This is a genomic window from Govania unica (assembly GCF_027920805.1).
GTDB classification, from domain to species: Bacteria; Pseudomonadota; Alphaproteobacteria; order Sphingomonadales; family Govanellaceae; genus Govanella; species Govanella unica.
The window spans coordinates 238,031-261,401 of sequence record NZ_JANWOI010000004.1 but is presented as its reverse complement, the minus strand read 5'-3'; the positions used below and the strand labels follow the sequence as shown (position 1 = coordinate 261,401).

Below are 23,371 nucleotides of genomic sequence, written 5' to 3'. Positions count from 1 at the left end.
ACCAGTTTAAGTCGACCTGTCAGTCCCGCCTGTGCGGGAGTGACGATGCTTTATACAGAGAATTCCATGCCCTGTCCCACTCAAGATGCGGGGACCACAGCCTCGCTCTCGGCCGTGCGTTTACGCCGTGGCTTGACCCCGCCCACAAGGGCCTCCATCAACCGCGCATCGGTGGCCTGCAGGCGGTTCTGGTGGGTGACCTTATGACCGAACAGATCGCGCACATAGAACACGTCCACCGCGCGTTCCCCGTAAGTCGCCACATGGGCCGAGGAAATCGACAGATTGAGGTCAAAAAAGGCCCGCGCCAGATCGAACAGCAGCCCCGGCCGGTCACGGCCATTGACCTCGATCACGGTATAGGTGTTTGACGCCTTGTTATCGATGAACACCACCGGCTCCACCGTGAACAGATCGGTGCGCTTTTTATAGGCGGGCTTGGCCGACAGCACTTCCGCCGGCAACACATCACCTTTGAGGGTATCCTCGATGACCGTGCGGATGCGGTCGAGCTTCTCGGCCTCATTGACCGCCGCCCCGTTCGCATCCTGAATCCAGAACGCATCCAGCGCCATGCCGTCCTTGGTGGTGAAAATCTTGGCGTCGACAATGCTCGCCCCGCAGATGGCGATGGCTCCCGACAGCCGGGCAAAAAGCCCTGCGTGATCCTGCACATAGACCGTGACAACGGTGGCGGCGCGGAAATCATCGACCCGGAAATCAAGCGCCAGAGATTGTTTATCGCGGTCGGCGTCATGCACCAACCGGGCATGGGCCAGCAATTGATCGGCACTCATGGAGAGCCAGTAACTGTCATAAAGCCGATCGAGATGACGGCTGATGTCGGCCTCGCTCCAGCCCTTAAGCCTCGCCGCCAGATCAGCCTTCGTGGCGCTCACCCGCTTTTCGTTGCCGTCCTCCACATGCCCGCCCATAAGCACATCTTCGGCCCGGTAATAAAGCTCCCGCAGCAACTGGCCCTTCCAGCCGTTCCAGATGCCGGGACCGACCGCGCGAATATCGGCCACGGTCAGCACCAGCAACAGCCGTAGGCGTTCAGGACTTTTCACCAGCTGGACAAAATCCTGCACCGTTTTCGGGTCAGCCACATCGCGCTTGAAGGCGAAATTGCTCATCAGCAGATGATACTGCACGAGCCAGGCCACGAGATCGGTTTCCGCTGGCGTCAATCCAAGCCGCGGGCACAGCTTCTGCGCCACCTCAGCCCCAAGCAGCGAATGATCGCCGCCCCGGCCCTTGGCGATGTCATGCAGCATAACCGCCACATAGAGCGCCCGCCGCGCCACCACCTTATGGATCACCTCATGACTGACCGGATGATCCTTTTCAAGCTCCCCGGTCTCGATGCGGGCGAGAATGCCGATGGCCCGGATGGTGTGCTCGTCGACCGTATAGACATGATACATGTCATGCTGCATCTGAGCGACGACACGGCCGAAATCGGGAATGAATTTGCCGAACACCCCGGCCTCACTCATGAGCCTGAGCGTATTCTCCGTGTCCTTCCCGGCGGTCAGGATCTCCAGAAACACCGCGTTTGCCGCCGGATCGTTCTGCACCGCGCGATCGATCAGCGCCAGATTCTGGCGGATGATCCGCATGGCCTTCGGATGAATATCCAGGGTGTTTTTCTGCGCCACCCGGAACAGCCGCAGCATCAGGGCCGGATCCTTATGAAGATCCTGCTTCGGGCTGAAGGTGATGCGCTCGCCATCGACCGCGAACCCGGCGATCTGGCGGCTCCTGAGCCCGAACCGCGGCAGCCGGAAGCGCGGCTTGCGCTTATGCTGCTCCTCCAGATGGGCACAGAAAATCCGTGTGAGGTCACCGACATTCTTCGCGATCAGGAAATAATGCTTCATGAAGCGCTCGACCCCGAGCGAATTCTTGCGATCCGCATAACCGAGCCGCTGCGCCAGTTCCCGCTGCATATCGAAGGTCACGCGCTCCTCCGGGCGACCGGCGATATAATGAAGATGACAACGCACGGTCCAGAGAAAATCCTCGGCCTTGAGGAACTCACGCAGTTCGTCTTCGGAAAACACGCCTTCCTTCACCAGATCCCAGTCCGAGGCCACGCGATAAAGATATTTCGCGATCCAGAACAGGGTATGGAGATCGCGCAGGCCGCCCTTGCCTTCCTTGAGGTTCGGCTCCACCACATAACGGCTGTCGCCAAGCTTTTTATGCCGCTCGTCACGCTCCTGAAGCTTGCGTTCGACGAATTCGGGACCGCTGTCGGCAATGACCTCGCGCTCGAACCGGCGCTTCAGATCGTCATAAAGGGCACGGTCGCCCCACAGATACCGGGCTTCAAGAATAGCCGTGCGGATGGTCAGATCCTGCTTCGACAGCCGGATGCTTTCATCCACCGAACGCGTGGCATGCCCGACCTTGAGGCCGATATCCCACAGCATATAGAGCATATATTCCACCACCTGCTCGCCCCAGGGGGTCTGCTTGTAGGGCAGCAGGAACAGCAGATCGATATCGGAAAAAGGCGCAAGCTCGCCCCGTCCATAGCCGCCCACCGCCACCACCGACATGCGCTCGCTTTCGGTGGGGTTGGTCTGCGGATAGACATGAACAATGATGAAGTCATAAAGCACGCGAATGATCTGATCGACCAGATAGCATTGTGCCTGCACGATCTCCCGCCCGGTCAGCGCCCGGGTGCTGCCCGATTTGCCACAGCGAGCCTTCACCTCGTCAAAACCATGACGATAAGCGCCCTTAAGCGCTTGAAGCAGCACGCCGCGCCACTGATCGCGCGGCACGGTCGCCACCGCCTTCTCAAGCGCAATCACAAGCGCACGACGGTCGATCACCTGTTTCGGATTCTTGATCTTATCCATGAAAACTCGCCAGCGCTGTCTTACATACCCTTATAAAGTGGCAGTTCACCCCGCGATCGGCAAGATCGGAGTAGCAAGATGGATTGCCGGGTCAAGCCCGGCAATGACAGGTATGGGGGCTATATGAACTTGTCATTGCCCGGCTTGACCCGGCAATCCATCACCCCGCCGTCAACCCCTTCAACCGATAGACAAGCTCAAGCGCCGCCATAGGGCTGAGTTCATCCGGATTGACGGCCTTCACCGCTTCCTCCACCGGCGACGGCCCTGAAGCCCGGCGCGGCGCATCCCTGATCACGGCGAAAAGCGGCAAATCATCGGCGAGCGTTGCGAGCGTCGTGCCCTGCTCCCCAGCCTCAAGCTTCGCCAGAACCTCCTCGGCCCGGTGCAGCACGGCCGCTGGCAACCCGGCCAGCCGCGCCACCTGCACCCCATAAGACCGATCGGCCGAGCCCGGCCCCACTTCATGGAGGAAAATCACGTCGCCCTGCCATTCCTTGACCTTCATGGCATGGAGCGCGAGCGACGAAAGCCGCCCGGCCAGTGCCTTCAGCTCATGGTAATGGGTGGCGAACAGCCCCCGGCAGCGATTTTCCTCATGGAGATATTCGACCGCCGCCCAGGCGATGGACAGCCCGTCAAAGGTCGCCGTGCCGCGCCCGATTTCATCGAGAATGACCAGAGAGCGCTCCCCGGCCTGGGTCAGAATGGTCGCCGTCTCCACCATCTCGACCATAAAGGTCGAGCGCCCGCGCGCGAGATCGTCGGCCGCGCCAACCCGGCTGAACAAACGGTCCACCACCCCGATATGGGCTTGGTCGGCAGGCACATAGGAGCCCATCTGGGCCATGATGGCGATCACTGCGTTCTGGCGCAGAAAGGTGCTTTTCCCCGCCATATTGGGCCCGGTGATGAGCCACAACCGCTGATCCGGCGCAAGTTCACAATCATTGGCCACAAACGGCCCCGAACGAGCGCGCGCCAGAGCCGCCTCGACCACCGGATGACGCCCGCCCGTAATGGAAAAGGCCAGCGACCCGTCCACCAGCGGCCGCCCATAACGCCCAGCCTCGGCCAGATCCGCAAGCGCCGCCGCCACATCAAGTTCCGCCAGCGCCCGCGCCGCCAGCATGATGCCGTCCCAGGATTCAAGCACCAGCGCCACAAGCCCCGCATAAAGCTCAAGCTCCCGGGCCAGCGCCCGCACCTCGGCCTCGGCAATGCGGCTCGCGAGATCGGCGAGATCGGCGGTGTTGAAGCGCACGGCGTTGGCCATGGTCTGACGATGGGCAAAGCTTGTGTTATGGGGCGGGGCCATCAGCACCGCCGCATCCTTCGGCTTCACCTCGATGTGATAGCCAAGCACATTGTTATGTTTGATCTTGAGCCCGGACAGCCCGGTCTCGCCCTGATAGCGTCCCTCCATGGCCGCGATCAGGCGGCGGCTTTCGTCCCGCAGCGTGCGAAATTCATCAAAGGTCGCGTCATAGCCCGGGGCCATAAAGCCGCCGTCCCGCGCGTTCATGGGCAGATCATCGCGCAGCGCCGCCGCCAGCCGGTCGATCAGCCCCTGATGTTCCCCAAGCTCCGCAGATAACCGCGCAATCTCGGGCGGCAGCAGGCTGACCCGCGCCAACAGATCGCGCAGCGATCCGGCGACCCCAAGACCATCGCGAAGGGCGGCAATATCACGTGGCCCGCCGCGCTCAAGCGCGAGCCGGGACAGCGCGCGCTCCATATCCGGGGTGCGTTTCAACTGCTCCCTGAGCCGCCCGCGCAAGCTCACATTGTCCAGAAAAAGCCCAACCGCATCAAGCCGTTCATTGATGATCGCCGGATCGGTCAAAGGCGCGCTCAGCCGTGCCGAGAGCGCCCGGGCACCAGGCCCGGTCACCGTGCGATCAATGGTCGCAATCAGACTGCCATCGCGCTGCCCGGCCAGGGTTTCAACCAGTTCAAGATTCCGCCGGGTGGCCGCATCAATGATCATGGCCCCGCGCACGGTTTCCACAAGCGGCGGCGCAAGCTTCGGCAGACGGCTTTTCTGAGTGTCGTTCAGGTAATCGAGAATAGCACCCACGGCCCCGATCATGGCCGGTTGATCAGGCCCGAGCGCATCCACCGCCGCCACCCCGAACAGCCCGCGCAGGCGGCGCTCTCCGGCCCCCGCCTCGAACATGGCGCTCATCTGCGGGGCGAGCAGCCCGCGCCAGTCGCGCAGCTGTTCCGACAATTCACCCATCAGGGTTTCCGACAGCAGGATTTCATGGGGCCGGAGCCGCGCAAGCTCGCCATCGAGATCGGCAAGCGTCAAGCCGGTAACCCGAAATTCCCCGGTCGAAATATCGGCCCAGGCCAAGGCATAGCTGCCGCGCACCCGGGCCAGCGCCGCCAGATAATTGTTGCTGCGGGCATCGAGCAACACATCTTCGGTCAGCGTCCCCGGGGTCACAATACGCACCACCGCCCGCCGTACCACCGATTTGCCGCCGCGCTTCCGCGCTTCAGCCGGGTCTTCGGTCTGTTCGCAGACGGCGACCTTGAAGCCCTTGCGGATCAGCCGCGCCAGATAACTGTCGGCCGCATGGACCGGCACCCCGCACATGGGAATATCCTCCCCGCCATGCTTGCCGCGCTTGGTCAGCGTGATATCGAGCGCCGCCGAGGCCTCCACCGCGTCAGCAAAGAACAATTCGTAGAAATCGCCCATGCGATAGAACAACAGGCAGCCGGGATGGCCTGCCTTGATCTCCAGATACTGCTCCATCATCGGGGTGATTTTTTCAGCCGCCGCCGGTTCCGGGGCCGCGCCGGGAGCGTCGTCAGGATTGGGAGCCGGATCTTCAAGCATGGAAACGTGATATACCATTACTGCGGGACGGATAGCGGCGAAATGCCGGTTCACAAAGTCTCACGACTGGCTATAAAAGGGAAGGTTTCCAAAACGCAACAAAAAGCGTGCCCCTTGTCACCAGGGGATAACAGAGAAACCCTCAACGAACATCCGGAAACTCCGGTAGGACAGGCATACGCCCGCTGTGCGCGGGCAATGAGGACGTCAGGCACCATAATGTCAGAAAAACGAACAGCCATCACAGACCAGGAAGCTCTGCTGTTTCACTCGCAGGGCCGACCCGGCAAAATTGAAATCGTCGCCTCGAAACCGATGGCGACCCAGCGCGACCTGTCACTTGCCTATTCCCCGGGCGTCGCCGTCCCGGTTCTTGAAATCGCCCGCGACCCGGATCTTGCCTATGACTATACGTCGAAGGGCAATCTCGTCGCCGTGATCTCGAACGGCACCGCCATTCTCGGCCTCGGCAATCTTGGCGCGCTCGCTTCGAAGCCGGTGATGGAAGGCAAGGCCGTGCTCTTCAAGCGCTTTGCCGATGTTGATTCCATCGACCTTGAAGTCTCGACCGAAGACACCGACGAATTCGTCAATTGCGTGCGCCTCCTGGGCGCGTCCTTCGGCGGCATCAATCTTGAAGATATCAAGGCCCCCGAATGCTTCATCATCGAGCAGCGCCTGCGCGAGCTCATGGACATTCCGGTGTTCCATGACGACCAGCATGGCACCGCCATCATCACCGCCGCCGGATTCCTGAACGCGCTCGACCTCACGGGCCGCGACATCAAGACCACCAAAGTTGTGGTGAATGGTGCCGGCGCCGCCGCCATCGCCTGCACCGAACTGATGAAGGCCATGGGCCTGCCCCATGAAAACGTCCTCCTCTGCGACAGCAAGGGCGTGGTCTATCAGGGCCGCACCAACGGCATGAACCAGTGGAAATCGGCCCATGCCATCGCCACCGATAGGCGCACGCTGGCCGAAGCCCTCGATGGTGCTGACGTGTTCGTCGGCCTGTCGGTCAAGGACGCCGTCGATCAGGACATGATCGCCAGCATGAACGCCCGCCCCATCGTCTTCGCCATGGCCAATCCGGACCCGGAAATCGCCCCGGAAGACGTTTATGCCATCCGTCCCGACGCCATCGTCGCCACCGGCCGCTCGGATTATCCGAACCAGGTCAACAACGTGCTGGGCTTCCCCTATATCTTCCGTGGGGCCCTTGATGTGCGGGCGCGCACCATCAACGACGCCATGAAGATCGCCGCCGCCGAAGCCATCGCCGCCCTCGCCCGCGAGGACGTGCCGGACGAAGTGGCCGCCGCCTATTCGGGCGAGCATCCGAAATACGGCCCGCAATACATCATCCCGGCTCCGTTCGATCCCCGCCTGATCAGCGCGATCCCGGCGGCGGTAGCCAAGGCCGCCATGCATTCCGGCGTGGCGCGCAAGCCGATCGTCGATATGGAGGCCTATCAGAAAGAACTGAGCGCCCGTCTCAATCCGACCACCGCCACCCTGCAGCGCATCTTCGACCATCTCGCGGCCGAACCCAAACGGGTCGTCTTCGCCGAAGGCGAAGAAGAAGCCATGATCCGCGCCGCCATCACCTTCCGCAACAACGGTTATGGCATTCCGGTGCTGATCGGCGACGAAACCCGCATCCGCGAGACCATGATCACCATGGGCCTCGATGGCGTCGACGATATCGAGATCCATACCGGCCGCACCTCGAAACACGCTCGCGACTATGCCGATTACCTCTATAAGCGGTTGCACCGTCGCGGTTATCTGCAACGCGACTGTTTGCGGCTGGTCAACACCGACCGCAATATCTTCGGCGCGGCCATGGTGGCGCTCGGTCATGCCGACGCCATGGTGACCGGCGTCACCCGCACCTATTCGAACGTGCTTGAAACCATCAACAAGGTGGTCGACACCACTCCCGACCGCCGCCTGTTCGGCGTCACCATTCTGGTCGGCCGCAGCGAAACCCTGTTCCTCGCCGACACCGCGGTGATCGAACGCCCGACCGCCCGCCAACTGGCCGACCTCGCTGTGCAAACCGCCGCCATGGCCCGCCGCTTCGGCCATGACCCGCGGGTCGCTTTCCTGTCCTATTCGAACTTCGGCAATCCGAAACTGCCAACCGCCGACCATATCCGCGAAGCCGTGGCCATGCTCGACCAGCAGGACGTGGATTTCGAATATGACGGCGAAATGAACCCGTCGGTGGCTTTGAATATGGAAGTCCGGGCGCTTTACCCGTTCTGCCGTCTGACCGGCCCGGCCAACGTGCTGATCATGCCCGGCCTGCATTCGGCCCATATCGCCGCCAAGCTTCTGAAAGAAGTCGGCACCAGCCGCGCCATCGGCCCCGTGCTAACCGGCCTGTCAAAGTCGATCCAGGTGGTCCCCATGGGCTCGAACACCTCAGAAATCGTAAACATGGCCGCCATCGCCGCCTACAACGCGTTGAAAACAGGCCATTAAAGCCAAACAATCACCCGGCAGGATGGTTGTTATCCTGCCGGGTGACCCCTGGATACGCGGGTCAAGCCCGCGTATGACACCTGTGGGCGGCCCCTCCCCAACCTCCTGTCATTACCGAGCTCGACCCGGCAATCCAACTCGCCACCATCTCATCGGCTGAACCATGGATACACGCGGGTCAAGCCCGCGTATGACAACTGTGGGTGGCCCCTCCCCAACCTCATGTCATTGCCGGGCTTGACCCGGCAAGCCATCTCACCGCCATCTCGCCGGTTGAACCATGGATACGCGGGTCAAGCCCGCGTATGACACCTGTGGGCGGCCCCTCCCCAACCTCATGTCATTGCCGGGCTTGACCCGGCAAGCCATCTCACCACCCCATAGAAAAAGCCCGCCCGGAATGCCGGACGGGCTTTTTTCTTGCGGCCTGTGCTTCGAGACGGGCTTACGCCCTCCTCAGCACGAACAGGATATGTATCAAACTCTCCGTTCGTGCTGAGGAGCCCGAAGGGCGTCTCGAAGCACGAAGCCGCACTATCCCCTCAAATAATCCTGAGCGTATCATTGTCCGTGAAGGCATCGACGATCTCGCCCACGCCCATATCGTTCAGCTCAAAATGCTGGGAATAGCGATGGGTGATGCGCTCGACCGGCAGCAGAATGAAGACATCGGTCGAATCCCATTGCTCGTCCACCACAGCGCCGTTGCCGATATAACAGCCGAGCCGGAGATAACCCTTCACCAGCGGCGGCAGGGCGCGGCGGGCGAGGCGCATGTCAAGCTCCTCCCGCGGGATCATGTTCATGTCATGGAAACGATGGGGCTGAGCCCTTACGCGGAAGCTTTCCGGAATGCTGTAATCATGATGGAGATAAGACAGTGCCTGCGCATGAGCCTGCGTATCGATGCCCTTGAGGCTCGCGCAGCCGAACATATAGCCGATGTTATAGGTCAGCGTGTAGATCGCGATGCCGCGCCACAACAGATGAATGGTCGAATTGGTGCGATAGGCCACATCGACGCAGGACCGCCCGAGTTCCAGCAACTGCCGTCCCGGCATCATGGTGCGGCGAAAACTATCGCTGACCAGGGGCGAGAGGTCAAATTCCTGATTGGAATAGAAGCCCTCGATGCCGCCGATCACGGTTTCGCGCAGCAATCGATAGGTGCCGACGATAGAATCAATGCCCTGCTTGGTGCGGTCGACCACCAGAAGATGGTCCGCAAGCTCGTCGAAGCGATCGAAATCGCGCCGCTCCCGCGCCATCTCCTCGGTCGGTGTGGCCCCGAGCTCCTCATAGAAAATTTTATAGCGAAGTGCCTGTGCCGCGCGGATTTCCGCCTCGGACACAGCCAGACGCACCTCAAGCGCCCCTACTTCAGCAAAGGATGACGCTGACTGAAGATCAGTCGCCGTTTTGACGTGCGAATGCAAAATCGGATAACTCATGTTGCCAAGCCCTAGTCTGCCATTGGAAAGAAATATGACGGTAAAATCAACCGTTGACTTCGTGGCCGCCCTGGTGCCTTACCCGACACACAGCAAATACATGTGCAAGTTTCCCTAAAAGTTCCCAATTCTTTGCAAGAATCGCTCAACTGCATGACAGGCTTATGACGGAAAAAAAATTACCCACCCCGCCGCTCTCCACCCCTGATCTGGCCTTCTGCCCGGCCTGTGGCTCAGACCTGACCCTGAACCCTCAAACGGGCGGTCGGGCATGCCGCTCCTGCGGCCTTCGTGCCCTTGCAGCCCCTATCCCGGCCAAGCTTGGAGACGCCCCCCAGACGCCCCTCCACGGGGCAACAGAGGCCATCGTCGGCCGGCTCGAACAAAGCCCCGATCCGGCGCGCCCGCTGCTCGACATGCGCGCGAAGCTCGGGCCGGGCGGCATCCTCTATCTTGAAATCGGTGCAGGCGGCCTGTGGGAGTTCCCGAAAAAAAGCCTGATGCTGCTGATGGAGCGCTGCGGCTTTCGCCTCATCCGCAAATTCGACCGCGATGGACGGCGCGGGCTCTACCGCCGCTACTGAGCGGCAATCCTATAAACCGCCGCTACTGAGCGGTCCGGAGCCCCATGCCCGCCCGCCGCAACAGCAGCAACAGCAACAGACCCGGCACGGCGGCCAGGCTGGTCAGCATGAAGAAATGCACCCAGCCGACCGCCTCGGCAATGGCCCCGCCACCGGTCGATAGCACCGTGCGCCCGACCACAGCGAGCGAACTCAGCAGCGCATACTGGGTCGCGGTGAAGGCCAGATTGCACAGCCCGGACAGATAGGCCACGAACACCGCCGACCCCATGCCGCCCGCCAGATTCTCAACCGCGATGGTGAGCGCAAGAAACCCGATATCGGCCCCGACCGTGGCCTGCGCCACGAACATCAGGTTCGACAACAACTGCAGCACGCCGCAAATCATCAGCGCCCGGAACAAGCCCAACAGGCGGATCATCACCCCGCCAAGCGCGAGCCCGGCGAGCGTCGCCACCAGACCAAACAGTTTCACCACCTCGGCAATCTCCGACTTGGTGAAGCCGAGCTTGATCAGGAACGGGTTGGTCATGCTGCCCGCAAGCGCATCGCCGAATTTATAGAACACGATAAAGGCCAGGATCAGCAACGCCGTGCCGACGCCGTTCCGGGTCATGAATTCATGAAATGGCGCCACCACGGCCACATAAAGCCAGGCTGCAAGTCCGCTTGAGCGCCCGGTGACCCGTTTGGCCACCGCCGCTTCGGCCGCAAGATCCTCGGCCCCGCGCGCGGCCGGTTCGGGGTTCATGAGCACCGCCACCACCCCGACTGCCTGAATGACCGCCACAATCGCGAACACCGTCCCCCAGGGCATCCGGTCGGCCAGAAACAGCGCCCCCGCCCCCGACACCAGCATGCCCATACGATAGCCGAACTGCACCATGGCAGCCCCGGCGGCATATTGATCGGCACGGAGAATCTCAACCCGATAAGCGTCAATGACAATATCCTGCGTCGCCGACAGGAATGCCACCAGCACCGCAAGCGCCGCCGTCAGCATCGGCTCCTGTTGCGGCACACTGTTGCCAAGGGCGACAATGGCCGCCATCAAGGCAAGCTGGGTCACCAGCATCCAGGACCGCCGATGCCCCATAAGCGGCGCAAGCCCCGGCAGACGCACCCGGTCCACCAACGGCGCCCACAGGAACTTAAGCGCATAGGGCATGGCCACGGCGGCAAAGAACCCGATGGTCTTCAACGACACGCCAATATCAGCCAGCCACACCGACAATGTGCTGCCGGTCAGCGCGAGCGGCAAACCACTTGAAAAGCCAAACAACAGGATCGACAACACGCGCCGGTCACCATAGACCGCGAGCGCATGCTTCAGACGCGACAGGGATGCTTCAGCCATACAGACGGGAAACTTTCGTAACCACACAATAATCCCCGCAGCATGGCGGCTTGGAAGATAACGGTCAATCCACCATCACGGGCCAAAGCTTCATGTCGCCCCCAGAAAAGCCTGGATCGCCACGCCGCTCGCGCGGCTCGCGATGACAACAAACACTCAGCAGGCCCAACACACACTCCGTCATTGCGAGGCGAAGCCGAAGCAATCCAGACCACCCCCTCAGAAGAAGACTGGATCGCCGCGCCGCTCACGCGGCTCGCGATGACGCCAAACACCCAGCAGGCCCACACACATTCCGTCATTGCGAGGCAAAGCCGAAGCAATCCAGCCCGTCATCTCCGAAGAAGTCTGACCAACCCCTTTGCCGCACAATCAAATCCAAACACTTGCACCCCGCGCGCACAATGGACATGCTTGGGCCAAATCACGTCAAAGAGGATATCCGATGTCCGTACCTGCCTATGATCCGAACAATATCTTCGCCCGCATCCTGCGCGGGGAAATCCCCTGCAACAAGGTCTATGAAGACGAGTTCTCGCTCGCCTTCCACGACATCAACCCGCAGGCTCCGGTGCATGTGCTGGTGATCCCGAAGGGCGACTATGTGTCCATGGCCGATTTCACGGCCAATGCCCCCGCCGACCTTATTGTCGGCTTCATGCGCGCCGTCGGCGAGGTCCCGCGCGCGCTCGGCCTTGAGGAACCCGGCTATCGCCTGCTGGCGAATGCCGGGCCCCACTCCCATCAGGAAGTGCCGCATCTTCATATTCATATTTTCGGCGGCCGCCCACTGGGGCCGATGCTGGCGCGGCCCTAAACCAGCGTCTTCAAGGATATTTCCGGCCGCGCGCCGTAGTGGCTGATAACCTCTGCGGCGGCGAGACCGGCCAGACGCCCGCACTCGCCAAGCGGCAGCCCCCGTGTCAGACCATGGAGGAAACCGGCGGCATAAAGATCGCCCGCACCGGTGGTATCGACGAGGTTCGCAACCGCCGCGGCCGGGACCGCCAGAACATCATTCTCGGTCACGATCACCGCACCCTTGTCACCCCGCGTCAGCACCGCCACGTCGGCGCTGCCACGCACGGCGGCGACCGCCGCCTCGAAACCCGCGACTTCATAGAGCGACAGGATTTCCTGCTCATTGGCGAACAGCACATCGATATGCTTGTCCACCAGATTGCGGAATTCCGCGCGGTAGCGATCGACGCAAAAAGCATCCGACAGCGACAGCGCCACCTTGTTGCCCGCCGCATGGGCGATATCCATGGCCACGAGAAATGCTTCCTTGGCCTGCGGCGGATCCCACAGATAGCCTTCGAGATAGGTGACTTTCGCCGCCGCAACCAGCTCAGGGTCAATATCAGCCGGGGCGAGCGACACACTGGCCCCGAGATAGGTCGCCATGCTGCGCTGGGCATCCGGCGTCACCACCACGAGACAGCGCGCCGTAGCCGGGCCATCGGTTTTCTGCAGCGTCGAGAAATTCACCCCAAGCGCCCGGATATCATGACCGAACACATCGCCCAGCTGATCGTTGCGGGTCTTGCCGGTAAAGGCCGTGCGCGCGCCAAAGGACGCAAGCCCGGCAATGGTATTGGCCGCCGAACCGCCCGAACATTCAATGGCCGCACCGAGACGCTCATAAATTGCCAGCGCCCGCGCTTCATCGATCAGGGTCATGCTGCCCTTTTCAAGCTCGAGGCTCGCGAGCAAAGCATCGTCGCCCCGCGCGATGACATCGACGATGGCGTTGCCGATCCCCAAAACATCAATGCTGCTGTCCGTCACAGCCCATCTCCCGAATATTCCTGCCAAACTTTGGCCCCTGTTCGGCGGCAGTATAGGCAGCAACGGGCCTGCGGCAAGAAAATCCGCATTTTTACTTTGCGACCGCGTGCTTTTTCTGCGACCAGTAACAGGACGCGCACGCCAGAGGGACCATGCGAGACACCGGGCATTATATCAAAGGACTGTTGGGGATCACCGTTGCCGCTTTATTGCTGAGCGCCTGCGCCAGCACGCGACCGGGCACGCCGACAGCCGCAACCCCGCTTGAAGCCACCGCAAAGGAACCCGCGTCTGACACGTCAGGGTCCGAGCTCCCGCCCGAAGTCCGGCCGCGTCCACGTCCCTTCTTTGATGCCAAACGCTTCGTCGGCCTCGATCCGGCGGGGGTCACCCGCATCCTCGGCGCCCCGGCGCTGCGCCAGCAGGAAACCTTCGCCGAAGTCTGGCAATATCTGTCCGGGGCCTGTGTGCTGCATCTTTATTTCTACCGCCCGAAAAACAGCCCCGCCGACGGCCCGTTCAAAGTCGATCAGGCGCTGATCGAGACCCGGCCCGGTCCCTGGGGCGACAATCTCAACCCGCAAGGGATCTGCGCCCTCGAATTCAGCGGCCGCGCCCCCGTCAGCCCAGCGCCGCCCCGGCCTGCCCCGCCCCTACCTGCGGTGAAACCCGCTCCCTGAAGACTGCCGGATGGTCGAGCTGCTCGGAGCGGACCATATGAAGGGTCTCCTCCCCCTGCCGCCACAGGCTGAATCCGGCCCGGGCAAAAGCCCGTTGCGACGGCACATTCTGATTGCGGATTTCGGCCCAGACGGCATCAAACCCAAGCTCCGGCCGCGCCGCGGCGATGGCTCCGCGAATAACCGTCCCCGCAAGGCCGCGCCCGCGAAACGCCGGATTGAAATTGATGCCCATATCGGCCCCGCCATCCCGCCGCAGGGACAGTTCACTGTAACCGATGGCGCAGCCCTCGGCTTCAGCCAGATAAATCCGCCGTGATGAACTCGTGAGCGCGTGCCACACCCAGTTATGATAAAAATCGCGCGGGATCATATGATGCACCCGCTCCATGCGCCGGGTATGGGGGTCATTGCGCCAGCCCCACATCAGATCCAGATCATCCGGCCGCACCAACCGCAAGAAAACCTCAGTCATGACCACATCCTCCTCAAGGAGGACGCGGAACCGCGCCATGCGTGACGCGCTATATGCTATTCAGCAATCACCGTCTTCTGCTTATAGGCGCAAAGATCATTGACCGGGCACACCGGGCAGACCGGCTTGCGGGCCTTGCAGATATAGCGCCCATGCAGGATGAGCCAGTGATGCGCATGACGCAGATATTGTTTCGGCACCATCTTCATGAGCTTTTTCTCGACCGCAAGCGGCGTCGCCCCGGGAGCCAGTCCGGTGCGGTTCGCGACCCGGAACAGATGCGTATCGACGGCGATGGTCGATAACCCGAAGGCGATGTTCAACACCACATTAGCGGTCTTGCGGCCGACGCCGGGCAGGGTTTCAAGCGCCTCGCGATCGACCGGCACCTCGCCGCCGTAATCGCGCACCAGGATTTCCGCCGCCTTGATGACATTCTTGGCCTTGGTGTTGTAAAGCCCGATGGTCTTCACATGCTCCCTGAGCTTGTCTTCGCCAAGCGCCAGCATTTCAGCCGGGGTCGAGACAATCTTGAACAGCGCCTTGGTGGCCTTGTTAACGCCGATATCGGTGGCCTGCGCCGACAGCGCCACAGCCACCAGCAGGGTATAGGGATTGGTATAATCAAGCTCGCCCTTCGGCTCCGGATTGCGTTCCTCAAGACGCCGGAAAAACTCCTCGCGATCCTGCAGCTTCATGACAAACTCCCTTAAACACTGCCCAATCTATGCCGATTGCTCCGCCCTTCGGCAAGGCTTATTCTAGGGCCATGGACGCGACCCTGAACCGGCTCCGCTTCAGCGCCACCCTGCATCCCCATCGCTCCCTGTCGCGGCGCGGGTTCAAGGTTCTTATGTGTTGTCTCGGGCTGTTATCCTGCCTGGTGGGGTTCGTCTTCATCTCCATCGGCGCCTGGCCGGTGTTCGGATTCTTCGGGCTCGACGTGCTCGGGGTCTATTGGGCATTCCAGCTCAGCTACCGGGCGAGCACTTCGCTTGAAACCATCCGCCTGACCGACGACAACCTGACGGTCGGCCGCCTGAGCCCCAAGGGCAAATACGAGGAATGGCAGTTTCAGCCCTATTGGGTGCGGGTCCAGATCGCCGAACCGCGCCCCTATGAAGTGCGAGTGACGCTCACGTCCCATGGCCGCAATCTTGAAATCGGCCGCTTCCTGTCCCCCGCCGAACGCCTCGAAGTGGCCGAAGCCCTCAACAAGGCCCTCGGCCGCCTGTGCGCCGGGCAGGTCTGAGCTTCGGGAACCTAAGCCTTGGTGAACCCAAGCACGTCATTCATGCCATATTGTCCGGCCGGTTTGCCATGGGCCCAAAGCGCCGCTGCCACCGCGCCACGCGCGAAAATCGCCCGGTCACCAGCCTTGTGGCTCAGTTCGATGCGTTCATTGTCAGCGGCAAAAATCACCGTGTGATCGCCAACCACATTGCCGCCGCGCAGGGTGGCAAAGCCGATATGACCGCGCGTCCGCGCCCCGGTGATGCCATCACGCACGCGATCAGCCACCGCCTCAAGATCAACCCCGCGCCCCGCCGCCGCCGCCTTGCCCAGCGCAAGCGCCGTGCCCGAGGGCGCATCGACCTTCATGCGATGATGCATTTCCAGCACCTCCACATCGAAATCATCATTGAGCAGCCGCGACACCTGTTCCGTCAACGCCACCAGCAAATTGACCCCAAGCGAGAAATTGGCCGCCTGCACAATAGCCGTGCCCGCAGAGGCCCGCGCCACTTCGGCATCCTCATGGGCCGCAAGCCCCGTGGTGCCGATGATCAGCGCCGTGCCGGTACGGGCGGCTTCCTGAGCATGCATGACCGAGGCCGTCGGGCAGGTGAAATCAATCACCACGTCCGAAATCGCGAACAAAGCATGAGGATCGCTGCCGACCACAAGCCCGGTGTCGGCGCCGCTCACCGGATCGAGAATCGGTTTGCCCAGTGCCGGACTGGCCGGCTGATCGACGCCGCCCGCAAGTTCGGCCCGATCTGACTGCGCCAGAACCTCGGCAATCAACGTCCGTCCCATGCGCCCGGCACATCCAAGAATCCCTATCCGAGTCCTGCTCATCGCCGCTCTCCGCTCAATCTTTGGTCTCATCCTAAGCGTCACTCTTACTGTATTTTCACAAGCTTGTCATAGCCGCTTCTCAAGCGCCGCGACTCATGCTAGCGTTCCTGTTATGTTCCAAAAGGGGAGGCCGTCATGGTCTATAAACGCAATATCATCACCACCGAATGGACGAAGCGCGAGCATGACGCGACCTACAGATCCCAACGCAAATCGCTAACGCCCAAAGGCGTCGGGTTCACCCCGAAACTGGGGCTCAGCCTCTATCGCCTCGCTCCCGGCAAACGGGCTTTTCCAGCCCACTACCATACCGCGAATGACGAGGCCATCCTGATCCTCGATGGCAGCGGCAGCCTGCGCTGGGGGGACAACAGCATCCCGCTCGCCCAAGGCGACTATATCCACCTCGCCGCCGCCTCGGGCATCGCCCATCAAGTCATCAACGACAGCGATTCGCCGCTCAATTACCTGTGTTTTTCGACCATGATCGAACCCGAGATCACCATCTACCCCGAATCAGACAAAATCGGCATCACCGCCGGCTGCGCCCCCGGCGGCGACCCGAACCACATGACCCATGCAGCTTTTCTCAAAAACAACCCGGTCGATTACTGGGACGGGGAAGCGTAAACCGCAGCATCCACATACGACCGTCATTGCGAGACAAAGCCGAAGCAATCCAGCCCTTTATGCGGCGAAACTGGATTGCGTCGGCTGCGCCTCACAATGACGAAAAAGGGGACCGGTATGATGCGGCCCCCTTCAACGAATTCCTGCTTCCGCAACCTATTCCGTCAGATCTTCCCAGATGCCTTTAACGCGATCGAAGAAGCCCTTGCATTCCGGGCTCGTGTTCTCACCGCCCTCATCCGCAAACGCGCGCAGCAGTTCGCGCTGTTTCTTGGTCAGATTGACCGGGGTTTCCACCACCGTCTCAATCACCATATCGCCAAACTGATTGCTGTTCAGGACCGACATGCCCTTGCCGCGCAGGCGGAACTGGCGGCCGGTCTGGGCGCCCATGGGGATCGCCACCTTGGCGCGGTCGCCGCCGATGGTTGGGATTTCCACCTCGCCACCAAGCGCCGCCGTGGTCATCGGGATCGGCACGCGGCAGAACACATGCGGACCTTCACGCTTGAAAAGCGGATGGGGTTTAACGCTGAGGAAAATATAAAGATCGCCGCTTGGGCCGCCGCGTAACCCGGCCTCCCCTTCACCGGAAAGGCGAATGCGGGTACCGTCATCGACGCCTGCCGGGATCTTGACCGACAGCGAGCGTTCTTTCTGGATGCGGCCCTGACCATGACAGCTTTTGCACGGATTGGCGATGACCTGACCGGCACCGTGACAGCTTGGGCAGCTGCGTTCGACCATGAAGAAGCCCTGCTGACTTCTGACCTTGCCATGACCATTGCAGGTGCCGCACATTTTCGGCTCGGAGCCCGCTGCAGCACCAGATCCACTACAGCTCGTGCAAGACGAACTGGTCGGCACTTCAATCGTGGCCGCCTTGCCCTTATGGGCTTCCTCAAGCGTGATTTCGAGATCATAGCGCAGATCGGCACCGCGCAGATTGGCCTGTGCCCCACCGCCGCGCCGCCCACCCTGCTGGCCGCCCATGAAATCGCCAAAAAGATCTTCAAAAATATCCGAGAATGAGCCGTCCGAGAATCCGAACCCGCCGCCCTGGCCATTGCCGCCGCGCGACCCGCCATGTTCAAAAGCGGCATGGCCAAAGCGATCATAAGCCGCCCGCTTGTCGCCATCCTTCAGGACATCATAGGCTTCGTTCAATTCCTTGAACTTGTTTTCCGCCGCGGCGTCGCCCGGGTTGCGGTCCGGATGATATTGCATCGCCATCTTGCGAAAGGCTTTTTTGAGCGTATCGCCCGATGCGCCTCGCTCAACGCCCAGAGTTTCGTAATAACAAGCCTTCGACATGGCGTTCTGCAATCTCACTTAAAACCCGAGGAGGCCCGGAACAGCACTATGCCGCAGGAACCACCTTGCGGTCCCTGCGGCACAGCCCATTCTAATGTCCGGTCAGCTCAAACATCTATCACTCTCAAGACGCTGTTCTCACGACTGGCGCTTGGTTTCGTCCACTTCTTCGAAGTCGGCGTCAACCACATTCGGGTCACCAGCCGGCTCGGCGCTCTCAGCCCCGGCTTCGGCCGCACCCTGCTGAGCATAAAGCGCTTCACCAAGCTTCATGGAAACCTGAGCCAAAGCTTCGGTCCGCTGGCGAATGCTGTCGATATCTTCGCCACCAAGCACCTCACGCAGGGACTTGATCGCGGCTTCCGACGCGTCCTTGTCAGCGGCCGGGGCCTTGTCGCCAAGATCCTTCAGGGTCTTTTCGGTCTGATGGGCGAGCGCCTCACCCTGGTTGCGGGCTTCGGCCAACTCACGCCGGGTCTTGTCATCCGAGGCATGAGCTTCGGCGTCCTTGACCATCTTTTCGATGTCGGCGTCCGACAGGCCGCCTGAGGCCTGAATGCGGATCTGCTGTTCCTTGCCGGTGCCCTTGTCCTTGGCCGAGACATTGACGATGCCGTTCGCATCGATGTCAAAGGCCACTTCAATCTGCGGCACACCGCGCGGCGCACCCGGAATGCCCACGAGGTCGAACTGGCCAAGCACCTTGTTGTCGGCGGCCATTTCGCGTTCGCCCTGGAACACGCGGATGGTGACGGCGGTCTGGTTGTCCTCGGCGGTCGAGAACACCTGAGCCTTTTTGGTCGGGATGGTCGTGTTGCGGTCAATCAGGCGTGTGAATACGCCGCCCAGGGTTTCAATCCCGAGGCTAAGCGGCGTCACGTCAAGCAACAGCACGTCCTTGACGTCGCCCTGCAACACACCGGCCTGAATAGCCGCACCAAGCGCCACCACTTCGTCCGGGTTGACGCCCTTATGGGGCTCGCGACCAAAGAAATTCTTCACGGTCTCGATGACCTTGGGCATGCGGGTCATGCCGCCCACCAGCACCACTTCATCGATTTCACCGGCGGTCAGGCCGGCGTCTTTCAACGCCGCCTTGCAGGGATCGATCGTGCGCAGCACGAAATCCTCAACCAGATTTTCAAACTTGGCGCGGGTCAGCTTCAGCGTCAGATGCTTCGGCCCGGTCTGATCGGCGGTGATGAAGGGCAGGTTGATTTCGGTCTGCTGAGCGCTCGACAGTTCGATCTTGGCCTTTTCGGCCGCTTCCTTCAGACGCTGAAGGGCGAGGCTGTCGTTCCGAAGATCGATGCCCTGTTCCTTCTTGAACTCGTCGGCCAGGTAGCCCACAAGCCGCATGTCGAAATCTTCCCCACCGAGGAAGGTATCGCCATTGGTTGATTTCACTTCGAACACGCCGTCGCCGATCTCCAGGATCGAGACGTCAAAGGTGCCGCCGCCCAAGTCATAAACGGCGATGGTCTTGCCGTCCTGCTTGTCGAGGCCATAGGCGAGCGCCGCCGCAGTCGGTTCGTTGATGATGCGGAGCACTTCAAGCCCGGCGATCTTGCCGGCGTCCTTCGTGGCCTGACGCTGGGCGTCGTTGAAATAGGCCGGAACGGTAATCACGGCTTGCGTGATGGTTTCACCGAGATAGCTTTCAGCGGTTTCCTTCATCTTTTGCAGAATGAAGGCCGAGACCTGGCTCGGGCTGTAGTCTTCGTCATGGGCACGCACCCAGGCGTCACCGTTCTTCGCCTTGACGATCTTATAGGGCACCATATTGATGTCCTTTTGCGTCATCGGGTCGTTGAAGGTGCGGCCGATCAGGCGCTTGATCGCATAAAGCGTATTGTTCGGGTTGGTGATCGCCTGACGTTTGGCCGGCTGCCCAACGAGGCGCTCGCCATCCGCCGTAAAGGCGACCATGGACGGCGTGGTGCGGCCGCCTTCCGAATTTTCAATCACCTTGGGCGCCGAGCCATCCATGATGGCAACGCAGGAATTGGTAGTTCCGAGATCGATACCGATGACTTTAGCCATAATAATCCTCTTTCAATTCAGCAAACCCGGTGAGCCAGCAACTGCACTCAATCGAGCTCCTTTCCGGAAACCCTTGAATTCCAGACAGCCCGAACTTCTCACGTTGTTCTTCGACTGGTAAATTCCCGTTGATGGACGTTATATAGGGGTGGCATTTCAGAGCCGCAAGCGGCGAGCCACCAGAAAGTCGAAAAAGTCGCAAACCGGCCCACTTCCTCAAGAAAGGAACTCTCATGAACAGGCTCCTTCGGACCCTTTCAATCCTGGTTCTCACCCTGGTCGCCGCACCGGCCTTCGCTGCCGGGTCCCTGACCGTAAGTGACGCCTGGATTCGCCCGCCCGCCGTAGCCGGCCGCCCCGCCGCGCTCTATTTCACGGTCACCAACAGCGGCAAAACAGCGGATGAGCTCCAAAGCATCGCCACCCCCGCCGCCAAAACGGCCCAGCTCCACCAGACCCTGCATGAAAACGGCGTCATGAGCATGAAAAAGGTCGAAACCGTGGAGATTCCCGCCGACAGCGTCACCAACTTCGCCCCCATGGGCCTCCATGTCATGCTGTTCACCCCGGACGCAAGCCTGGTCCCCGGCGCCAAAATCCCAGTAACCCTAACCTTCAAAACCACCGGCCCCCTCAGCATAGAAGCCGAAGTCAAAGCCGGAAAACCCGCCGCCGACAGCCACAAGCACTAATTCTCAGGCAGCAACTGTCCGGTGCTGTCATACGTGGGAGCCTGTGATCACGCAGCACCTCCATTGTCATACGCGGGCTTGACCCGCGTATCCATCTCACCACCTGAAAGATGGATGGCCGGGTCAAGCCCGGCCATGACACATGAGGGGGCACCACCGTTCCCCCTGAGAAGCCCTGAAAGGGCCTCCCGAAGGACCGCAACCGGCCCTGCCATAACCCACTGTCATACGCGGGCTCGACCCGCGTATCCATCCCGCCGCCCGAAAAATGGATGGCCGGGTCAAGCCCGGCCATGACAACTTTTTAAATTAGGTCAGCTTAAAAGCCTCAGGCCCGGGTATCGACCCGCGGTTCGCCGTTGCCGTTGTTGGCATCGGCCGCCCGGCTGACGCCGACGCGGGCTGCCCGGAGCAGGCGGTCGTGGATGACATAGCCTGGCTGCACCACTTGAATAATGGTGCCCGGCGCCTGATCGGCCATGGGGACTTCGAACATGGCTTCATGGAAGTTATGGTCAAATTTCTCGCCCATAGGCTCGATCTTGCGGATGCCGACTTTTTCAAAGGCGCGCAAAAGCTCCCGTTCTGTCATATCGACGCCATCGACGAAGACCTTGACCGAGCCCTCGCCGATCTCATCCTCTGGCAGGCTTTGAAGGGCACGCTGCAGATTGTCCGACACATTCAACAGATCACGGGCGAATGAGCTCACCGCATATTTCCCGGCGTCTTGCTTATCCCGTTCGGCGCGTTTGCGGAGATTTTCCATTTCCGCCATGGTGCGCAGCAGCCGGTCCTTGAGCGCGGCCACTTCGGCGGCAAGCTCGGCCTGCACGGCTTCGGGATCGCTCATCGCGGCCGTGTCCACGGCCTCGGACTGCGGGGTTTCGATTTCGGTCTGTGACTTGTCTTCAGTTGTTTCGGTCATGGAACAATCCTGTTTAGTCTGGAAATTAGCGCGTAAAAGTCAGATGTACCGTCCAACCATCTTGGCCGTAAAGTCCACCATGGGAATAATGCGGGCGTAATTGAGCCGGGTCGGCCCGATCACACCAATGACACCGATGATTTTTTCCTGTCCGTTCGACACCGGGGCGATGATCACCGACGACCCCGACAGGCTGAACAGATTATTCTCCGCGCCGATGAAGATGCGCACCCCTTCGGCATCGCGGGCGAGATCCAGAAGCCGCGCGAGATCGCGCTTGGTCTCAAGATCGTCAAACAGCTTGCGCACCCGCTCAAGATCGCTCTGCGCCTGAACATCATCCAGGAGATGTCCCCAGCCGCGAATGATCAGCCCGGACTCCTGGGCTCCGGCATCTTCGCCGCCGACCCAGGTGGCAAGGCCCGCGGCCACCACCTGGCTCGTCAGCAGGTCAAGCTCGGCCTGTTTGTCGCCCAGTTCCCGCTCGATCAGGGCCCGCGCCTCTTCAAAGCTGCGGCCGACCACACGGGCGCTCAGATAGTTGCTCGCCTGCACCAAGGCCGAAGGCGGCAGCCCAAGGGGCAGATCCACCAGCCGGTTTTCCACCGAGCCGTCCTCGCCCACGATCACGGCCAGCGCCCGGCCCGGTCCAAGCGACACGAATTCCATATGACGCAGGGGCGCGTTGGTTTTCGGCACCATCACCACGCCCGCGCAATGCGACAATCCCGACAGCGCCCCCGTCGCCTCGGCCAGCACATCTTCCGGTCGCCGTCCGGCAACACGGCACTGGGCCTCGATATTGCGCCGTTCGCTGTCGGTCAGATCGCCGACTTCAAGCAGGCCATCCACAAACATCCGCAAGCCGCTATGGGTCGGAATGCGCCCGGCCGAGGTATGCGGCGCGAACAGCAGCCCGGCATCCTCAAGATCCGCCATGACATTGCGGATCGACGCCGGAGACAGCGTCAGCCCGGTCATGCGGGCAAGCGTCCGCGACCCGACCGGCTCTCCGGTTTCGAGATAAGTCTCGACGATCTGGCGGAAAATATCCCGCGATCGCGCATTCAGCTCATCCAGCCGCATAATCCATCTACATAGCCCAACCTACCTCAAGCAATGTA

Annotated in this window: 20 protein-coding genes; 7 read left to right on the top strand and 13 right to left on the bottom strand. The window is 61.2% G+C overall.

Annotated features, from left to right (window positions below):
* Positions 1–80: 80 nt before the first annotated feature.
* On the bottom strand, positions 81–2,876 hold the full coding sequence (locus NYP16_RS11945; RefSeq protein ID WP_274944379.1) for a [protein-PII] uridylyltransferase: 2,796 nt from the start codon (positions 2,874–2,876) through the stop codon (positions 81–83).
* Between the two features lie 160 nt (positions 2,877–3,036).
* Positions 3,037–5,727 carry a DNA mismatch repair protein MutS gene (gene mutS, locus NYP16_RS11940; RefSeq protein WP_274944378.1) on the bottom strand — a complete coding sequence of 897 codons (2,691 nt, stop codon included), beginning with the start codon at positions 5,725–5,727 and terminating at the stop codon, positions 3,037–3,039.
* A gap of 219 nt (positions 5,728–5,946) precedes the next feature.
* Here mutS and NYP16_RS11935 point away from each other — a divergent pair, with 219 nt between their 5' ends.
* Positions 5,947–8,220 carry an NADP-dependent malic enzyme gene (locus tag NYP16_RS11935; RefSeq protein ID WP_274944377.1) on the top strand — a complete coding sequence of 758 codons (2,274 nt, stop codon included), beginning with the start codon at positions 5,947–5,949 and terminating at the stop codon, positions 8,218–8,220.
* 542 nt (positions 8,221–8,762) lie between these two features.
* On the opposite strand, the gene NYP16_RS11930 is transcribed toward NYP16_RS11935, so the two are convergent.
* Positions 8,763–9,671: a GNAT family N-acetyltransferase gene (locus NYP16_RS11930; protein ID WP_274944376.1), complete on the bottom strand. Its 909-nt coding sequence runs from the start codon at positions 9,669–9,671 to the stop codon at positions 8,763–8,765.
* 164 nt (positions 9,672–9,835) lie between these two features.
* Between NYP16_RS11930 and NYP16_RS11925 the strand changes: the two genes are divergently transcribed.
* Complete coding sequence (locus tag NYP16_RS11925; protein WP_274944375.1) at positions 9,836–10,255, top strand: hypothetical protein; 420 nt, start codon at positions 9,836–9,838, stop codon at positions 10,253–10,255.
* Positions 10,256–10,277: 22 nt separating this feature from the next.
* Here the strand turns inward: NYP16_RS11925 and NYP16_RS11920 are convergent, their stop codons facing one another.
* Positions 10,278–11,612 carry an AmpG family muropeptide MFS transporter gene (locus tag NYP16_RS11920; protein WP_274944374.1) on the bottom strand — a complete coding sequence of 445 codons (1,335 nt, stop codon included), beginning with the start codon at positions 11,610–11,612 and terminating at the stop codon, positions 10,278–10,280.
* A 445-nt stretch (positions 11,613–12,057) separates the two neighbouring features.
* On the opposite strand from NYP16_RS11920, the gene NYP16_RS11915 reads away from it, so the two are divergent.
* Positions 12,058–12,429 carry a histidine triad nucleotide-binding protein gene (locus NYP16_RS11915; RefSeq protein ID WP_274944373.1) on the top strand — a complete coding sequence of 124 codons (372 nt, stop codon included), beginning with the start codon at positions 12,058–12,060 and terminating at the stop codon, positions 12,427–12,429.
* Here the strand turns inward: NYP16_RS11915 and NYP16_RS11910 are convergent.
* Positions 12,426–13,403 carry an adenosine kinase gene (locus tag NYP16_RS11910; protein WP_274944372.1) on the bottom strand — a complete coding sequence of 326 codons (978 nt, stop codon included), beginning with the start codon at positions 13,401–13,403 and terminating at the stop codon, positions 12,426–12,428. The genes NYP16_RS11915 and NYP16_RS11910 overlap by 4 nt on opposite strands.
* 152 nt (positions 13,404–13,555) lie before the next feature.
* Here NYP16_RS11910 and NYP16_RS11905 point away from each other — a divergent pair, with 152 nt between their 5' ends.
* Positions 13,556–14,083, top strand: a complete 528-nt coding sequence (locus tag NYP16_RS11905) for a hypothetical protein (RefSeq protein ID WP_274944371.1) — start codon at positions 13,556–13,558, stop codon at positions 14,081–14,083.
* Here the strand turns inward: NYP16_RS11905 and NYP16_RS11900 are convergent.
* Together NYP16_RS11900 and nth are read right to left on the bottom strand one after the other, a co-directional pair.
* Complete coding sequence (locus NYP16_RS11900) at positions 14,025–14,558, bottom strand: GNAT family N-acetyltransferase (RefSeq protein ID WP_274944370.1); 534 nt, start codon at positions 14,556–14,558, stop codon at positions 14,025–14,027. The two genes, NYP16_RS11905 and NYP16_RS11900, sit on opposite strands and share 59 nt — an antisense overlap.
* A gap of 56 nt (positions 14,559–14,614) precedes the next feature.
* Positions 14,615–15,256, bottom strand: a complete 642-nt coding sequence (gene nth, locus NYP16_RS11895; protein WP_274944369.1) for an endonuclease III — start codon at positions 15,254–15,256, stop codon at positions 14,615–14,617.
* A gap of 29 nt (positions 15,257–15,285) precedes the next feature.
* Between nth and NYP16_RS11890 the strand changes: the two genes are divergently transcribed.
* A complete protein-coding gene (locus NYP16_RS11890) occupies positions 15,286–15,810 on the top strand; it encodes a DUF2244 domain-containing protein (protein ID WP_274944368.1) in 525 nt (174 codons plus the stop codon).
* 11 nt (positions 15,811–15,821) lie between these two features.
* On the opposite strand, the gene dapB is transcribed toward NYP16_RS11890, so the two are convergent.
* The gene (gene dapB / locus NYP16_RS11885; protein ID WP_274944367.1) at positions 15,822–16,640 is read right to left on the bottom strand and encodes a 4-hydroxy-tetrahydrodipicolinate reductase; all 819 of its coding nucleotides are present in this window, start codon (positions 16,638–16,640) and stop codon (positions 15,822–15,824) included.
* 135 nt (positions 16,641–16,775) lie between these two features.
* On the opposite strand from dapB, the gene NYP16_RS11880 reads away from it, so the two are divergent.
* Complete coding sequence (locus NYP16_RS11880) at positions 16,776–17,270, top strand: cupin domain-containing protein (RefSeq protein ID WP_274944366.1); 495 nt, start codon at positions 16,776–16,778, stop codon at positions 17,268–17,270.
* Between the two features lie 156 nt (positions 17,271–17,426).
* On the opposite strand, the gene dnaJ is transcribed toward NYP16_RS11880, so the two are convergent.
* From dnaJ to NYP16_RS11865, 3 genes are all read right to left on the bottom strand, one after another.
* Entirely contained in the window at positions 17,427–18,584 is a 1,158-nt protein-coding gene (dnaJ, locus tag NYP16_RS11875) for a molecular chaperone DnaJ (RefSeq protein WP_274944365.1), read from the bottom strand.
* 138 nt (positions 18,585–18,722) lie between these two features.
* Positions 18,723–20,627: a molecular chaperone DnaK gene (gene dnaK, locus NYP16_RS11870; RefSeq protein WP_274944364.1), complete on the bottom strand. Its 1,905-nt coding sequence runs from the start codon at positions 20,625–20,627 to the stop codon at positions 18,723–18,725.
* On the bottom strand, positions 20,620–20,862 hold the full coding sequence (locus NYP16_RS11865; RefSeq protein ID WP_274944363.1) for a hypothetical protein: 243 nt from the start codon (positions 20,860–20,862) through the stop codon (positions 20,620–20,622). The genes dnaK and NYP16_RS11865 overlap by 8 nt, the downstream gene beginning before the upstream one ends.
* On the opposite strand from NYP16_RS11865, the gene NYP16_RS11860 reads away from it, so the two are divergent.
* On the top strand, positions 20,861–21,319 hold the full coding sequence (locus tag NYP16_RS11860) for a copper chaperone PCu(A)C (protein ID WP_274944362.1): 459 nt from the start codon (positions 20,861–20,863) through the stop codon (positions 21,317–21,319). The two genes, NYP16_RS11865 and NYP16_RS11860, sit on opposite strands and share 2 nt — an antisense overlap.
* A 328-nt stretch (positions 21,320–21,647) precedes the next feature.
* Here the strand turns inward: NYP16_RS11860 and grpE are convergent, their stop codons facing one another.
* Both grpE and hrcA read right to left on the bottom strand, forming a co-directional pair.
* Positions 21,648–22,247 carry a nucleotide exchange factor GrpE gene (gene grpE, locus NYP16_RS11855; RefSeq protein ID WP_274944361.1) on the bottom strand — a complete coding sequence of 200 codons (600 nt, stop codon included), beginning with the start codon at positions 22,245–22,247 and terminating at the stop codon, positions 21,648–21,650.
* Positions 22,248–22,286: 39 nt separating this feature from the next.
* Positions 22,287–23,333 carry a heat-inducible transcriptional repressor HrcA gene (gene hrcA / locus NYP16_RS11850; RefSeq protein WP_274944360.1) on the bottom strand — a complete coding sequence of 349 codons (1,047 nt, stop codon included), beginning with the start codon at positions 23,331–23,333 and terminating at the stop codon, positions 22,287–22,289.
* Positions 23,334–23,371: the final 38 nt, after the last annotated feature.